This window comes from Dactylosporangium sp. NPDC005572, assembly GCF_040605515.1.
In the GTDB taxonomy this organism is placed as follows: Bacteria; Actinomycetota; Actinomycetes; order Mycobacteriales; family Micromonosporaceae; genus Dactylosporangium.
Map to the genome: position 1 here is coordinate 25,549 of NZ_JBEXCY010000105.1, position 14,066 is coordinate 39,614.

Below are 14,066 nucleotides of genomic sequence, written 5' to 3' on the forward strand. Positions count from 1 at the left end.
CGTCGCGTATCCGGAGTCGATTTGTCCTAGCTCAGGATTGTGATCACGCGCACGCTGCGAGTGTTGATTCAGCGGATGTCGGCCGGGACCAGCGACCAGCTCTCCAGGTCGACCCGGCCGCTCTGCAGCGAGCCGGCGTTGCGCAGCAGCCCCTCGTACGTGAAGCCGGCCTTCTCCGCGACCCGCCGCGACGCGACGTTGCCGGGCGCGACGCGCACCTCGATCCGCAGGAAGCGGTGCTCCAGCAGCAGCGACAAGGCCAGGACGGCGACGGCCTCCGGCGCCACGCCGTACCCGCGGGCGTCGGCGGCCACCGCATACGCGACCTCGGTCGACCGGGTCAGCCAGTCGGTGTTCTTGGTCCAGAGGCACCCGACGAGCCGCTCGTCCTCCCGCCGCACGACCCCGTAGTGGTCGCCGGCCCCGCTGTCCCGGCGCTCGACGGCGAGCTCGGTGCACCATGCGTACCCGTCGAACTCGCTCTCGTCGTCCGGCGCCACCGGCAGCCACCGCCGCACCAGCCGGTCGGCGAAGATCTCACCGACCCGCTTGTCGTCGTCGCCGCACAGCGGCCGCACCGACAACCGCGGCGTCTGCACCACCAGCGAGGGAAAGCGCCGCAGCGCCACCGACCATGTGGACACTAGGCCGCCTCACCGCTCCCACCGGCTCCGGGCCGGTTACCGTCCCGCCCGTCCGCGCCGTCCTCGTCACCATCACCGTCGCCGGCCAGTGCGCCGCCGGACTCGCCCGCAGGCGCCGCGGCACCCGGCGCGGCGAGCGGTTCGTCCGTGAGTGCACCGGGTGCGGCGTCCAGGCCCAGCGGCGGCGCGGACACCGAGCCGCCCGGGACGCTCGTGGACAGTGGCGCGCCGGACACCGGGGCCTCGGCCACGGCGTACTCGCCGGGCGGGGCCGACACGTAGTCGGCGGGGTCGGCGAGCTCGACCGGCGGCGGCGCGACCAGGTCGGAGCCGGCGGCGGGCATCGCCGTCACCCCGGCGGGCGCCGCGGAGACCGGGGCGGTCACCTGGTGCATCGGGGCCGACGAGACCGGCATCGCCGCGGACGTGGCCGGGGTGGCCGCGCGGAGCTGGTCCTCGACCGCCACCCCGGGCGGCGTGGAGACCTGGGCCGCCGCGGACGGCACCGCGTCGACGGCCGCCGACGAGACCGGCGACGACGCGGGCTGCTCGGAGGGGCCGGTGTCGGGGGCGAGGGTCGTCGTCGGCACAACCCCAGACGATGGCAGGCCGGCGGCCTCCGCGGGCGGGTTCGGCCCGGAAGGCACCCCGACGCTCGCCCCGTCCGTCGCGGTGGACGGGCCCGCCTCGCCGGTCCCGGTGGTGCCGGCCGGGGCCAGCACGGTGGTCGGGTCGTCGCCGGGGCCGGCCCCGTCGAGCGCGACGCCGGCACCGGACCCCGCGGAGGCGACCGACGACACGGCGGCCGGGTCCAGGGCCGAGCCGGACGGGACGGACGACACGGAGGACACGGCCGGCGACGAGGCCGGAGCGTCGGCGAGCGAGGCGCCGGCCGCCGGCGCACCGTACAGGGAACCCGTCGGGGCGGCGCCCGACAGCGCGGAGACCTCGGCGGGCGGCGTGGCCGTCCAGGGAGTGGGGACCGAAGGCCCCAGCGCCGGTCCGAACGGGGACGACGCACCGGGTGAGGTCGGAGCGTTCGGCGGCAGCGACGACGCCGCGGCCGGAACCGCGGGCCCAGCCGGCACGGAAGAAACGGACGAACCGGCCGAGGTCGACGGACCGTTCGAGACCGGCGAAACGGCCGGGGCCGACGAGCTCACGGCCACCGTCGGCGGGTCGGCCGGGGCGTCGCCGGGAGCGGCCACGTCGCCCGGAAGCTGGAGGGTCGACGGCAGGCCGCGCACGGGGCGGGCCGGGCCGCCTTCGACGCCCGCAACGGGTAGAGGGGCGGCTGCGAGCGGGGCCGCGGAGACCGGCGCGTACGCCGGGGTCGGGACCTGGGCGGTCGGGATCGTCCCGGCCGGGATGTGCGGGGAACCCACCTGGGCGGTGGAGACGGCCGACGGCGGGCGACCGTACGGGTTGGCGGTCGGCGTCGTCCACTGGCCCGGGGCCGGGGCGGCGGTGGCGCTCGCGGCGGCCACGAAGCGGCTCGCGATGCCCGGCGTGCCGGCCCAGTGCAGGCCCAGGTACGAGGCGTGGACGCTGCGCTGCACGAAGCCCTCGGCCGGGCCGCCGGCCCAGGTCCACGCGGCCTGGAGGCCGGCCCGCGGGGTGACCGTGGTGCGGTGCATCTTGTGGCCGACGACCTGGGTGCCGACCGGCAGCAGCACCGAGGAGCTACGGGCGGTGGCCTCCCGGTAGCCGAGGACGACGAGGTCGGTCTCGCGGGCCGAGGCGTCGACGACGCCGCACATGGCGCGGCCGTTGTAGTCGCGGCACAGCCAGACCAGGCCGGTGCCCTCGGCCGCGATCGGCTTGCCGGCGGCGGCGTGGGAGGCGACGGCGGCGCGGAGGCGGCTGTTGAAGGTCAGCTCCTCCGCATAGGACTCCGGGAGGGCCGCGCCGATCACCAGGCCGTCGACGCCGTCGGGCAGCATCTCGTCGCGCAGCGGGTCGAAGGGCACCACGTCGGCGCCGGCGGCGCGGAGCAGCTCGGCGGTCTCCGGGTAGGCGAACGCGACGCCGATGACCGGGCGCCGGCCGATGCGGGTGGCGGCGAGCGGCGAGATGGCGGCGTCGGACACGCCGGCCAGGGCCACCTCGGACTCCGGGTTCCACGCGTCGGCGGTGAGCCGCGGGGCCGAGCGGGCCAGGGCCATCGTGCGGTCGATGTCGACGGCGCCGGCGATGACCTCGCCGAGGCGGCGCACGGCGCGCACGGCGTCGATGTTGTGGTGCACGACCGGGGCGACGCCGTGGTGGCGGGACGGCAGCGGGGCGCCCGCGTCGCCGACGTCGGTGAGGGCGTGCCGGCGCAGCGCGCCGAGGACGGGCACGCCGATGTCGTCGAGGGCCTCCCGGAGCAGCTGCTCGTGCCGGGTGGAGGCGACCCGGTTGAGGATCACGCCGCCGAGCCAGAGCAGCTCGTCGTAGGCCCGGAAGCCGTGCACGAGCGCGGCGACCGACTGCCCCATCGCGCCGACGTCGACGACGAGGATCACCGGCGCGCGCAGCAACCCGGAGATCTGCGCGGTGGACTCGCTGTCGGTGCGCCCGGCGAGGCCGTCGAAGAGGCCCATCGTGCCCTCGACGACCGCGATGTCCAGCGAGGCGGCCCCGTGCGCGAACAGCGGGCCCATCCGCTTCGCGCCGACCATGCGCGGGTCGAGGTTGCGGCCCGGCCGGCCGGCGGCGAGGCCCAGGTAGGCGGCGTCGACGTGGTCCGGGCCGATCTTGAAACCGGCCGCTCGGTAACCCCGGGCCGAGAGCGCGGCGAGCAGGCCGACCGACACCGCGGTCTTGCCGTGTCCGGACGACGGCGCGCTGATCACAAGCCGCGGGATCGTGCTCATCGGTGCTCCTCCGGCGTCGGGGCAGACGTGTGTCCCGGACGATACCGGGTGGGCGCCATAGCGACGCTCCGAAGCGCTCGCGATACCGTGCACGATGTGTACCGGTTTCTCGCGTCGCCCCGCTGGCTCGGCTATGCCGCGCTGACGGTCGCCGCGGCGGCCGTCATGGTGCTGCTCGGCTTCTGGCAGCTCGACCGCTATCACCAGCGCGCGGCGGTCAACGCCCGGATCTCCGCGGGCACCACGGCGACGCCGGTGGCGCTCACCGAATTGGTCGGAAAGCCGACCGGCGCGCCCGGCTCGGTCGGGCCGGCCCCGGCCGGCGACACCGAGTGGACCCGGGTGCGGGTGACCGGCCGCTTCGACCGGTCGCAGGAGATCCTGGTGCGCGGCCGCACGGTCGAGGGCCGCGTGGGCTTCGAGGTGATCACCCCGCTGGTGCTCGCCGACGGCACGGCGGTGCTGGTCGACCGGGGCTGGGTGGCGCCCGCGGCCGGCGGCGCGCTGGCCGCACCCCAGGTGCCGGCCGCGCCGGACGGCGAGGTCACGGTGCTCGGGCGGCTGCGTCCGGCGGAGAGCCGCGGCGGGGCCCCGCAGGAGGTCAACGGCCGCTCGGAGATCCGCCGGATCACACCGTCGGCCATCGCCCCGGCCCTCCCCTACGCGATCTTCGACGCCTACGTGACCTCCGACCAGCCCGCGGCCGGCCTGACGGCGGTGGCGCCGGAGAAGGAGAACGCGCTGCAGAACGCGGGCTACGTGCTGCAGTGGTGGCTCTTCGCCCTGCTGACCTTCTACGGCTTCGTCTACCTGGCCCGCAAGGAGGCGCACGGCCCCACGACGGGCGACCTCCTCGACGAGGAGGAAGAGGAGCACGAGGCCGAGGAGCATCACGCCGCACCCCGGTGAATCGCCCGCACGGCGTCGATCGTGTCGGCCTCGTCGGGGCGCTTGTCCTCGCGGTAGCGCAGCACCCGGGCGAAGCGCAGCGCCACGCCGCCCGGATAGCGCGACGACGTCTGGACGCCGTCGAAGGCGATCTCCACCACCAGCTCCGGCCGGACCGTCACCACCCACCCGTCGTCGGACTCCGCCAGCTCGCCGAGGCGGGCCGTCTGCCAGCGCAGCATCTCGTCGGTCATGCCCTTGAAGGTCTTGCCGAGCATCACGAAGCCGCCGGCCTGCGGGTCGCGGGCGCCCAGGTGGAGGTTGGACAGCCAGCCCTTGCGCCGGCCGTGGCCCCGCTCGACGGCGAGGACGACCAGGTCGAGGGTGTGCCGGGGCTTGACCTTGACCCAGGCGCCGCCCCGCCGGCCCACGTCATAGGGCGCGGCGGCCGACTTGATCACCAGGCCCTCGTGCCCGGCGGCGACCGCGCGGGCGAAGGCCTCCTCCGCATCCTGCGGGGCGGTGAGCACGGTGCGGCCGACCCTCAGCTCGGGCGGCACGACGCGCTCCAGCGCCGCCCACCGCTCGGCCGCCGGCCGGTCGAGCAGGTCCTCGCCGTCGAGGTGCAGGACGTCGAAGAAGAAGGGGTGCAGCACGGAGACGCCGTCGCGCCGGGCGGCCCGGCTGGAGGTCTCCTGGAACGGAATCGCGCGGCCGGTCCCGGCGTCGACCCCGACCGCCTCGCCGTCGAGCACGACGGCGTCGACCGGCAGGGCCCGCACCGCCGCGACGACGGCGGGGACCCGGGCGGTGAGGTCGTCGAGGCTGCGGCTGAACACGCGCACGTCGTCGCCGGACCGGTGGACCTGGATGCGCACCCCGTCGATCTTGACGTCGGCGGCGGCCGGGGTGCCGGTGACGGCCAGCGCGTCGGCCGCTGTCGGGGCGCTCTGCGCGAGCATCGGGGCGAGGGGGCGGCCGACGGTCAGCCGGTAGGCGGCGAGCGCCTCGGGCCCGCCGACGAGCGCGTCGGCGGCGACCGCCTTGAGGTCGCCGGCGAGCAGCAGGGCCCGGCGGACGACGGCGGGCGGGAGGCCGGCGGCCCGGGCGAGCGCCTCGCCCAGCAGGCCGGCCTGCGCGCCCTGGCGCAGCTCGCCGCTGAGCACCCCGGTGAGGAGCCGCCGCTCGGGCTCGGTGGCGGCGCCGAACAGGTCGCTGACCAGGCCCTTGCGCACGGCCTGGGAACCCTTGCCGGAGGCCTGCGACATCCGCTCGAACGCCAGGTCGACGTCGGCGACCGTCAGCGACGGCTCGGCCGCGGGCGGCGGCAGGTCGCGCAGCGACGCCCAGCCGACCCCGGTCGTGCGCTGGCGCAGCTCGCCGGAGAGATAGGCGGCACCGGCGGACACGGTGCGCTCGTCGCCGGAGGCGCCGAGGTCGCGCAGCGCCGCCGCGAGCAGGTCGATCTTGGCGTTGCGCCCGGAGGCGGCGGCGACCGCCGCAGAGGCCGTGGCCAGCGAAGCAAACCGCATACCCGGATTCTGGACCAGGGGTCTGACAAAAACCCCTAGCCGGCGTACGCCTGGCGGACCTGGCGCAGCACCCAGCCCATGCGGCTGACCGCCGTGTCCGGGTGCTCACCGAACTCGTGCGCAACCAGCGCCGCACACCCGCGCGGCCCGTGCCGCCGGACGGCGACCAGGACCGCGGTCCGGATGCCCTCCACGCTCAGTGACTCGGAGGACTGCACGTCGGACACGAAGAGCGCCTCGGCCCTGACGTGTTCGAGCAGCTGCGGCGTCATGACCGTGCTCCTTTCTCGTGTCGTCCAGCACACTCTCCGCCCGGAGCACCAGCGTGTCCGCCGGGTTGCGGACAGGGTGGGATACAGCAGGCGACAAAAGACCGACTGGGGGACTGCACACGGGCCTCCATGACGGACAATAGAGAACGTGACTACCGTCCGTGAGCACGACACGAAGCCGCCCGTCTGGGCGCTCTTCGCCGTGTTCGGGACCCTGACCGCCGTCGGCTTCGTCGCGCTGCAGACCACCGGGGACGTCCCGGTGCTGGCCAGCGCGCTGTACACCGGACTCTCCGCGATCACCGCGGGCGTGATCCTCGCCGTCACGCACCGCCGCCGCCCGCCCGGGCGCCGCGGCTGGTACCTGCTGGGCGCGAGCCAGCTGGCCTACGCCCTCGGCGACGCGGCGTACCTCGCCGACCCACGGGTCTTCCCCGGCCTCGCCGACGTCTGCTACCTCATGCAGTACCCCTTGATCATCGGCGCACTGGTGAGCTTCGTCCGCCGCCGGACCCCCGGCTGGCAGCTCACCACGATGTTCGACGCCGGGATCATGGCGATCGGCGCCGGCCTGGTGTCCTGGGTGTACCTCATCGGCCCGCTGACCGCGGACGAGGGCATGACGGCGACGGCCCGCGCGGTGACGGTCGCCTACCCGGTCGGCGACCTGCTGGTCCTCGTCATCGCGATGCGGCTGCTGCTGGGCGGGGGCGCCCGCACGCCGTCCTTCCTGCTGCTGCTCGGCGGCCTGCTGACCATGGCCGGCGGCGACACCGTCCACACGCTGGCCGGCGAGACCGGCGACGGCTGGTCGTCCTTCCTGTGGCTCATGACGTACGCGCTGTTCGGCGCGGCCGCCCTGCACCCCTCGATGCACCGGATCGACGAGCCGCTCCAGGCCCGGCCGGCCGCCCCGGCGTCGATGCGGCTGGTCGCGCTGGGCGCCGTGTCACTGCTGGCGCCGGTGGTGCTGCTGGTGCAGTACCGGCGCGGCGACGTCACCGACGTGCCGGTGATCGCGGTCGCCTGCGCGCTGCTGTTCCTGCTGGTCCTGGGCCGGATGGCCGGCCTGGTGGCGGCCCAGCACCGGATCGCGGTCACGGACGCGCTGACCGGCCTGACCACCCGCGGGGCGTTCGAGGAGCGGCTGCGCGCCGAGGCCGGCCGCCGGCACCGGGCGATCGGCGTGGTCCTGCTCGACATCGACCACTTCAAGCACATCAACGACTCCTTCGGGCACCCGGCCGGCGACCGGGTGCTGCGCGACGTGGCCCGCCGGCTGCGCGCCGCCGCCCGCGCGGGCGACCTGGTCGCGCGGTACGGCGGCGAGGAGTTCGCGCTGCTGGTGTCCGACGCCGACGAGCCGCGGCTGGCCGCCCTGGCGGAGCGCATCCGCCGGGTCGTCGCGGCGGGCTCGGTCGACGTCGGCGGTGGCGTCTTCCGCGGCGTCACGGTCTCCATCGGTACCGCGGTGCTCCCCGGCGACGCCGAGACGCCGGACGAGCTGGTCCAGGTGGCCGACCGGGCCCTCTACGCGGCCAAGCGGGCCGGCCGCGACCGGGTCGTGGCGGCGAGCCAGCGGCCGGCCGCGGCGGAGCACGAGGGCTGGCCGGAGCCGGTCCCGCTCCCCCGCTCGCGCCGCTCCGAGTTCGAGGCCGCGTAGCAGTGGCACCGGTGCGGACGGCTCGCGGCGCACGAATCGCATGGCATTGGCGCTTTGTCGGATTTTACCGACTTGCCGCCGATTACGCGAAAAGGCCGAGTCCCCCATGGGGAACCCGGCCTTCGCGGCTCAGCGGCTCAGACCTCCGCGGAGGCCCGCCAGTCGAAGCCGGCCTCGACGACGACCTTGTCGGCGGTCGCCGCGATGCGGTCCGAGTAGCGCTTGGCGTGGTGGCCGCAGAAGGACAGGTCGCCGGAGGTGCCGAAGGTCGCCGTCAGCTTGGCGGCGGCGCCGCAGGCGTCGCACCGCTCCCCCACGAGTTCGGGGACGACGTGAACGGCCGGGCGCGAGATCAGCATCGGGGTCATCTCAGTCTCCTCGACAACTCGGTTCGGATGGGTGCCGCCTGAAATACGGCTTTTTCGGGTGATGCGGCTTACCGGATCAACACTACGTTCGTCTGATTTAGGCGCCTAGTTCGGAAGCGTTGGCATTTGTCACTCGTCGGTTGCCGACTCTTGTCCGTTCGTCCGATGCATCACCCGGGAACGTCGCATACCCGCCCGGCAACGATCCGACACCAGCCGGCGAACGGCCACCGGGCGCGGCGACAGCCTGTCCGCATCAGGGGAGCCCCGGGCCGGTGGCCCGGGGCTTCCGCGCGCGTAGCGTGGGAAGCAACGATGAAAACCGCGAATCTGCCTCAAACCGGACGTACCCGTCGGTACGGTCTGATCTGACAAGGCTTGTCGGACAAGGGGGGGACCACCGTGAGCACCGCCAGAGAGTCCATCGAGGTGGCCGTTCCCGCCCGGGTCGCCTACGAGCAGCTCACCCACTTCGAGAACTACCCGCAGTTCATGTCCGGTGTCATGAGCATGGCCCCGATCGACGGCTCGACCGCCCACATGGTGCTCGACATCGGCGGCAACCGCACCGAGTTCGACGCCCGCATCACCGAGGCACGGCCCGGCGAGTTCGTGTGCTGGGAGGCGACGAACGGCCCGCAGGTGAGCGAGGCGCTGCGCCTGGAGCCGATGGCCGACGACAAGACCCGCGTCACCGCCGAGCTCCAGATCGACGCGCGCGAGCTCATGCCGGCCGAGGAGCACGCGGTCGAGGTGCTGAACCGGCGCCTGAGGGCCGACCTGAAGGGGTTCAAGCGCTTCTGCGAGAACCAGGCGCAGCAGACCGGGCAGACCGGGCAGACCGGGCAGACCGCCACGACGACCAGGCGGAGCGCGGCATCGATCGCCCGCGACATCGCCTCGGCGTCGGGCCTGACACACGCGACGAACGAGCGCCCGAACCCCGGCGCGCCGCCGACCGGCAACCTCGGCCCGATGCAGCACGACCAGGACCGCATCATGCGCGCCCGCCGGTCCCAGCACCACGGCGACGACTGAGGCGACGCCGGAGGTACCTGACAATGGATGTCAGGATTCCCGGGCAGGCTGGTGCGCATGGGAAACCGGGCCACCGCGCCGTTCAGCATCGACGAGTGGGTTGAGGACGTGTACGACGAGCGGCCGGGCGCCCGCCTGTCGCGCACGCGCATCACGAAGACGTTCACCGGAGACTTCGCCGGCACGAGCGAGGCCGAGACCATCATGTGCCGGTCGGCGGTCGAGGGCTCGGCGGCGTACGTGGGCTTCGAGCGCCTCGCGGGCCGCCTGCACGGCCGGGAGGGGACGTTCGTGCTGCACCACACCGCGAGCGGCTCCGGCGGGCAGCAGGGCGGCTCGTGGACGGTCGTGCCGGACACCGGCACCGGGGAGCTGACCGGCCTGCGGGGCGCGGCGGAGATCGTCGTGGCCGACGACGGGGCGCACACGCTGGTGCTGGACTACGAACTGGGCTGACCGCCAACCGTCGGCCTACTCCGAGCGGCCGGGGTGACCGTGCGGTAGGCCAGCTCGCACAGCTCCTCGACGTCGTCCCAGTCGGGCTCCCCGTCGAGCCGCACGCCGACCCAGCCGCGGTGCCCGACGTACGGCGGCCGGAAGTACCGCCGCGGATCCCGCTCGACGAGGGACTCCTGCGCGCCGGGCGGGGCGGCGCACCACAGGTGCGGGAAGTCGTTGTCGTGATGACCGTCGGGCCAGATCTGCACGAACCCCTTGCGGGCCGACCACAGCGGCGTGCCGTGGCTGAGCTTCTCGGTGACGCCCGGGAACGCCAGGCAGATCTCCCGCACGCGGTCCACCAGATCAGGCATGGGCTCCAGCCTAGAAGGCGACGGTGTCCGCCGCTTGCACACTATCAGTGATGAATTGATGGCGGAGCGCGGTCGTCGGTCGGCCCGACGATCACCCGGCTGCCGGTTGCAGCGCAGGTGTCGATCGACCGGCCGGGGGAATCCTGCGCGCCATGGCGTCTCGGGCGCATTTACCGAAAGTCACTTCTCCGGGTGGCGCGGCGGACCAGAATGAACGCGTGCCAAGGACCCGGCAGGGGCTTGTCCTGCTGCTTGTCTGCGCGCTCGCGTTGGTGACCGGCCCGCACGGCGACCCGGGGCCGTCACTGCGCGTGTCCAGCGCTGGGGTGTCGAAGGGCTGGCTCCCGGTGATCCCCGGGCCGCCGGCCGGCGACCCCGCGCAGCCCGGCCAGGACGGCGGGCGGTGCGCCGACCCGGCCGGCACCTGGCTGGGGATGCGGTGGCGCAACTCGCTGCGCTGGCGGGTCAACGAGCGCACGATCCCGGCGTACCTCGGCGACCGCGCCGACGTCGTCTCCGCCCTGCGCAGCGCGGCCACGACCGTGGACACCGGCCGCAACGACTGCGGCCTGCCCGAGAACCTGGGGATCCAGGAGTCGTACGCCGGGAAGACCGATCACCGGGCCGGCGTCACGGCCGACGGAGGCTGCGGCGACCGGGACGGCGACAACGCGGTGTCCTTCGGCCCGCTCAACAAGGGGTTGCTCGCCGTCACCTGCATCTGGTGGTTCGGCAGCAAGGACAACGGCCGCAGCGTCGAGGCCGACATCCTCATCGACGACACCGCCGGGCTGTTCTTCCTGCGCACGCCGGCCAACTGCGGCTCGCGCTGGGACCTCGAAGGCACCGTGACCCACGAGTTCGGGCACGCGTTCGGGCTCGGGCACGTGGCGTTCGCCGAGCACGGCACGCAGACGATGACCGACGGCCTGCCCGACTGCTCGACGGCGTACCGCGGGCTGGGGCTCGGCGACTACCTGACGCTGAAGCAGCAGTACGGCACCAACTGAGCCCGGCAACGGTCCGGCACCCACAGGGAACGACCTGACAATCCAGGCCCAATTTAGGCCCGCCGCCGCCGGAGCGCCCGGGGCTACGCCGGCCTCGCGCCGAACAGTGCGCCGAGCAGGGCGTCGTACCCGGCGGCGGTGCCGATCGACTGCCGGTGCTGCGGGCTCGCGAGGTAGTGGTGGACGGCGTCGACGAGGAACAGCGCGTTGACGGTGTCCGTGCGGATCCGGCGCCGGCTGAACGGCAGGCCGCGGCGGCGGACCAGGTCCGGTCTGGCGTAGGTGAGCAGGAGCGACGTCGACGTCGGCCCGGTCCGAGGCAGGGAGTCGGCGGCCAGGGCCTCCCACGGCACGGTCAGGGTGCCGAATGGATCCCGGCTGACCAGGCCCTCCGGTCGCAGCTGCACGTCGATGCCGCGCCACACCGCGAGGATCAGCACGATGCTCAGCGCCACCAGCACGACGGACAGGCCGTCGAGGACGCCGGTGAGCAGGTGCCAGGACGGGCGGTCGAAGGCCGGGTCCTGCTCCGCGTCAGGGCGGATGAGCTGCATGGCGACCTGGGCCGCGCTGATCAGGGCGGACGTGGCCGCGTTGTAGACGTGGCCCGGCGACGGCAGGGTGCGGAACGCGGAGTTGCGCGCGTCGACCGCGAACGCCGCCGGCCGGGGCCGCACCCAGGCGGCGACGGCCAGCGTGCTCGATGCGAGTACCACCAGGGACAGCAGCGCCGGTATCGCGTGTCTGACGCCACTCTCGGGTGACGTCAGCAGCTGCGCCCCGACGGAGCCCGCCGCGACGGCCGCCGTGCCGCTCATGACGAGGCGCGGGTGCCGGGCGGTGCCGGCGAAGATCGTCGCGAGCATGGCGGCAGGGTATGTGTCGGGACGCTCGCGCGGAAGCGCCCCAGGTCCGCGGCTCGCGCCGATCCGGTGCGTCAGGTCAGCAGGCCGCGCAGGACGCCGCGGATCAGGCGGTCGAAGAGGTCCGGCTCGGGCGGCGGCCCCGGGGTCGTGAGGGCGGCGAGCAGGTGCGGGTGCGCCTGCGGGGTGGCGGCCGCGAAGATGCCCGCCGGGTCGGCCGGGGCGGCGGGCTGGGCGGCGAACAGCGAGACCAGGCCGGTCAGGACGCCCACCGCCTCCATCTTCGCGGCGGTACCGCAGGGCAGCGGCGCCATCGTCCGCAGGCAGTACTCGAAGTAGTCCATCGCCCGGGGGCCGTACGTGCCGCGCCGCATCGCCGCCGGCAGCAGCCAGGGATGGCGGCGGTACAGCGCCAGCTGCCGGCCCGCCAGCGCCACCAGGTCCTCCAGCCAGTCGCCGGACGACGGGCCGTCCAGCGGCAGCTCCCCCAGCGCCGCGTCCACCATCAGGTCCAGCAGGTCGTCGCGGGAGGACAGGTAGCGGTACAGCGATGCGGCCGCCGTGCCCAGTTCCCCCGCCACCGCGCGCATCGTGGCCGCCTCCAGGCCGCCCGCGTCGGCCAGGGCCATCGCGGCCGCGGCGATCTCGGCCCGCGAGTGCTCCGGCTGCGGGCCGCGCGTGCCGCGGTCGGGGCGGGACCAGATGGAGCGGGTTGTCTCGGGCACAGTCCTGAGTCTAAACTGCAAACAGCGTTCGCACTTTTAAACAGAGGGGGAGATGGATGCGCTCCGAGAAGATCGCCGCCGGCATGACCGTCCACTCGGTCGGGCAGGGGCCGGGCGTCGTGGTGCTGCACGGCGGAGGCATCACGCAGAGCGAATACCACCGGCTGGCGAACGCGCTGGCCGACCGGTTCACCGTGCACCTGTACAACCGGCGCGGCCGGGTCGACTCGCGGCCGCTCGACGGCACCGAGACCGCCCAGACCGACCTCGACGACCTCGCCGCGGTGCTGGAGCACACCGGCGCCCGCACCGTGTTCGGGCACAGCGGCGGCGGGTTCGTGGCGCTGCGGGCCGGCATCGCGGGGCTGCCGCTCGACCGGATCGCGGTGTACGACCCGGGGCTGTGCATCGACGGCTACCCGGCGTTCGAGTTCGTCGCCGAGGCGGAGCGGCTCATCGAGGCGGGCGACACGCTCGGGGCCATGACGGTGATCGCCCGCGGCGCGGACTCGGACGGGACGGCCCGGCGACTGCCCGTGCCGGTCGGCCGGTTCATCACCCGGCTGTTCCTGGCCACGCCGATCGGCAAGCGGATGGCCGAGCTGCTGCCGGCCACCGGCCCCGAGATCCGCCGCATCGCGGACCACAACGGCCCCGCGTCGGACTACGCAGGGATCCAGGCAGAGGTACTGCTGGCGTCCGGCGCCCGCAGCGGCCGCCACTTCACCGAGCACTGTGCGGCGGTGGCCGCCGTCGTCCCGCGGGGCCGGGCGATCGTCATCCCGGGCGCTTCGCACAACGCGGCGAACATCGCCCGCCCGGCGTTCGTCGCGCCGTTCGCGGAGTTCTTCGGCAGCGCGGCGGCCACGACGTCGGGCGGTGCGGCAGCAGGCGCGTGACGACCGTCCCGGGCCGAGGTCCGGGCGGGCCCGGGTCCGGCCGCCGTGGCGCTCCACAATGGAACGCGTGGGTCGCCCGAAGCCCCCGTCGGCACCCGTTCCACATCGTTGGGAAAACCGTCGCTAGGGTCCGGCCATGCTGTTCATGGTGATCGAACGCTTCGCCGACCCCCGCCCGGTCTACGCCCGCGCCCGCGCGTCGGGCCGCCTCCTCCCGGACGGCCTGCGCTACGTCGACAGCTGGGTGGAGGCCGGCCTGGGGCGCTGCTTCCAGCTGATGGAGTGCGACGACCTGTCGCTGCTGTCGACGTGGATCGCGTCCTGGTCGGACCTGGTGGACTTCGAGGTCGTCCCGGTCCTGACCTCGGCCCAGGCCTCGTCGGTGGTCCCCTGACCCCGTTCACAGATCGATGGCACGGCGGCGCCGCCCGGGCTCGCGTGAGGAACCGCCCCCGGTCCTGCTGCCCACCCAGTCGGTTGAGGTCAACGCGGAC

At 74.3% G+C, this 14,066-nt stretch carries 15 protein-coding genes; 7 read left to right on the forward strand and 8 right to left on the reverse strand.

Annotation, left to right across the window (positions count from 1 at the left end; genetic code table 11):
* Window positions 1-68: 68 nt before the first annotated feature.
* Window positions 69-644: a GNAT family N-acetyltransferase gene (locus ABZS66_RS36750; protein WP_354765971.1), complete on the reverse strand. Its 576-nt coding sequence runs from the start codon at window positions 642-644 to the stop codon at window positions 69-71.
* Window positions 644-3,502: a cobyrinate a,c-diamide synthase gene (locus tag ABZS66_RS36755; protein ID WP_354765973.1), complete on the reverse strand. Its 2,859-nt coding sequence runs from the start codon at window positions 3,500-3,502 to the stop codon at window positions 644-646. Before ABZS66_RS36755 ends, ABZS66_RS36750 begins: the two co-directional genes overlap by 1 nt.
* Window positions 3,503-3,598: 96 nt before the next feature.
* Between ABZS66_RS36755 and ABZS66_RS36760 the strand changes: the two genes are divergently transcribed.
* The gene (locus ABZS66_RS36760) at window positions 3,599-4,411 is read left to right on the forward strand and encodes an SURF1 family protein (RefSeq protein WP_354765975.1); all 813 of its coding nucleotides are present in this window, start codon (window positions 3,599-3,601) and stop codon (window positions 4,409-4,411) included.
* On the opposite strand, the gene ABZS66_RS36765 is transcribed toward ABZS66_RS36760, so the two are convergent.
* Together ABZS66_RS36765 and ABZS66_RS36770 are read right to left on the reverse strand one after the other, a co-directional pair.
* Window positions 4,393-5,922 (reverse strand): ATP-dependent DNA ligase, encoded by a 1,530-nt coding sequence (locus ABZS66_RS36765; protein WP_354765977.1) that lies wholly within the window; start codon window positions 5,920-5,922, stop codon window positions 4,393-4,395. The two genes, ABZS66_RS36760 and ABZS66_RS36765, sit on opposite strands and share 19 nt — an antisense overlap.
* A 35-nt stretch (window positions 5,923-5,957) precedes the next feature.
* Entirely contained in the window at window positions 5,958-6,194 is a 237-nt protein-coding gene (locus ABZS66_RS36770) for a hypothetical protein (RefSeq protein ID WP_354765979.1), read from the reverse strand.
* A 148-nt stretch (window positions 6,195-6,342) separates the two neighbouring features.
* On the opposite strand from ABZS66_RS36770, the gene ABZS66_RS36775 reads away from it, so the two are divergent.
* Window positions 6,343-7,857, forward strand: a complete 1,515-nt coding sequence (locus tag ABZS66_RS36775; RefSeq protein ID WP_354765981.1) for a GGDEF domain-containing protein — start codon at window positions 6,343-6,345, stop codon at window positions 7,855-7,857.
* A 137-nt stretch (window positions 7,858-7,994) separates the two neighbouring features.
* On the opposite strand, the gene ABZS66_RS36780 is transcribed toward ABZS66_RS36775, so the two are convergent.
* Entirely contained in the window at window positions 7,995-8,225 is a 231-nt protein-coding gene (locus ABZS66_RS36780) for a hypothetical protein (RefSeq protein ID WP_354765983.1), read from the reverse strand.
* A 402-nt stretch (window positions 8,226-8,627) separates the two neighbouring features.
* On the opposite strand from ABZS66_RS36780, the gene ABZS66_RS36785 reads away from it, so the two are divergent.
* Window positions 8,628-9,263, forward strand: a complete 636-nt coding sequence (locus tag ABZS66_RS36785; protein WP_354765985.1) for an SRPBCC family protein — start codon at window positions 8,628-8,630, stop codon at window positions 9,261-9,263.
* A gap of 57 nt (window positions 9,264-9,320) precedes the next feature.
* On the forward strand, window positions 9,321-9,719 hold the full coding sequence (locus ABZS66_RS36790; protein ID WP_354765987.1) for a DUF3224 domain-containing protein: 399 nt from the start codon (window positions 9,321-9,323) through the stop codon (window positions 9,717-9,719).
* Here ABZS66_RS36790 and ABZS66_RS36795 read toward each other — a convergent pair.
* Window positions 9,704-10,075 (reverse strand): MmcQ/YjbR family DNA-binding protein, encoded by a 372-nt coding sequence (locus ABZS66_RS36795; RefSeq protein ID WP_354765989.1) that lies wholly within the window; start codon window positions 10,073-10,075, stop codon window positions 9,704-9,706. The two genes, ABZS66_RS36790 and ABZS66_RS36795, sit on opposite strands and share 16 nt — an antisense overlap.
* Before the next feature lie 218 nt (window positions 10,076-10,293).
* Here ABZS66_RS36795 and ABZS66_RS36800 point away from each other — a divergent pair, with 218 nt between their 5' ends.
* Entirely contained in the window at window positions 10,294-11,085 is a 792-nt protein-coding gene (locus tag ABZS66_RS36800) for a hypothetical protein (protein ID WP_354765991.1), read from the forward strand.
* A gap of 83 nt (window positions 11,086-11,168) precedes the next feature.
* Here the strand turns inward: ABZS66_RS36800 and ABZS66_RS36805 are convergent, their stop codons facing one another.
* Together ABZS66_RS36805 and ABZS66_RS36810 are read right to left on the reverse strand one after the other, a co-directional pair.
* A complete protein-coding gene (locus ABZS66_RS36805; protein ID WP_354765993.1) occupies window positions 11,169-11,951 on the reverse strand; it encodes a hypothetical protein in 783 nt (260 codons plus the stop codon).
* A gap of 71 nt (window positions 11,952-12,022) precedes the next feature.
* Complete coding sequence (locus ABZS66_RS36810; RefSeq protein WP_354765995.1) at window positions 12,023-12,673, reverse strand: helix-turn-helix domain-containing protein; 651 nt, start codon at window positions 12,671-12,673, stop codon at window positions 12,023-12,025.
* Between the two features lie 56 nt (window positions 12,674-12,729).
* Between ABZS66_RS36810 and ABZS66_RS36815 the strand changes: the two genes are divergently transcribed.
* Together ABZS66_RS36815 and ABZS66_RS36820 are read left to right on the forward strand one after the other, a co-directional pair.
* Window positions 12,730-13,572: an alpha/beta hydrolase gene (locus ABZS66_RS36815; protein WP_354765997.1), complete on the forward strand. Its 843-nt coding sequence runs from the start codon at window positions 12,730-12,732 to the stop codon at window positions 13,570-13,572.
* A gap of 136 nt (window positions 13,573-13,708) precedes the next feature.
* The gene (locus ABZS66_RS36820; RefSeq protein WP_354765999.1) at window positions 13,709-13,966 is read left to right on the forward strand and encodes a DUF3303 family protein; all 258 of its coding nucleotides are present in this window, start codon (window positions 13,709-13,711) and stop codon (window positions 13,964-13,966) included.
* The last annotated feature ends 100 nt before the right edge of the window (window positions 13,967-14,066 follow it).

Coding starts and splice junctions, on each gene's coding strand:
- ABZS66_RS36755 (WP_354765973.1), bottom strand. CDS start 3,502: ATGAGCACGATCCCGCGGCTTGTGATCAGCGCGCCGTCGTCCGGACAC.
- ABZS66_RS36765 (WP_354765977.1), bottom strand. CDS start 5,922: ATGCGGTTTGCTTCGCTGGCCACGGCCTCTGCGGCGGTCGCCGCCGCC.
- ABZS66_RS36770 (WP_354765979.1), bottom strand. CDS start 6,194: ATGACGCCGCAGCTGCTCGAACACGTCAGGGCCGAGGCGCTCTTCGTG.
- ABZS66_RS36780 (WP_354765983.1), bottom strand. CDS start 8,225: ATGACCCCGATGCTGATCTCGCGCCCGGCCGTTCACGTCGTCCCCGAA.
- ABZS66_RS36790 (WP_354765987.1), top strand. CDS start 9,321: ATGGGAAACCGGGCCACCGCGCCGTTCAGCATCGACGAGTGGGTTGAG.
- ABZS66_RS36795 (WP_354765989.1), bottom strand. CDS start 10,075: ATGCCTGATCTGGTGGACCGCGTGCGGGAGATCTGCCTGGCGTTCCCG.
- ABZS66_RS36805 (WP_354765993.1), bottom strand. CDS start 11,951: ATGCTCGCGACGATCTTCGCCGGCACCGCCCGGCACCCGCGCCTCGTC.
- ABZS66_RS36815 (WP_354765997.1), top strand. CDS start 12,730: ATGCGCTCCGAGAAGATCGCCGCCGGCATGACCGTCCACTCGGTCGGG.
- ABZS66_RS36820 (WP_354765999.1), top strand. CDS start 13,709: ATGCTGTTCATGGTGATCGAACGCTTCGCCGACCCCCGCCCGGTCTAC.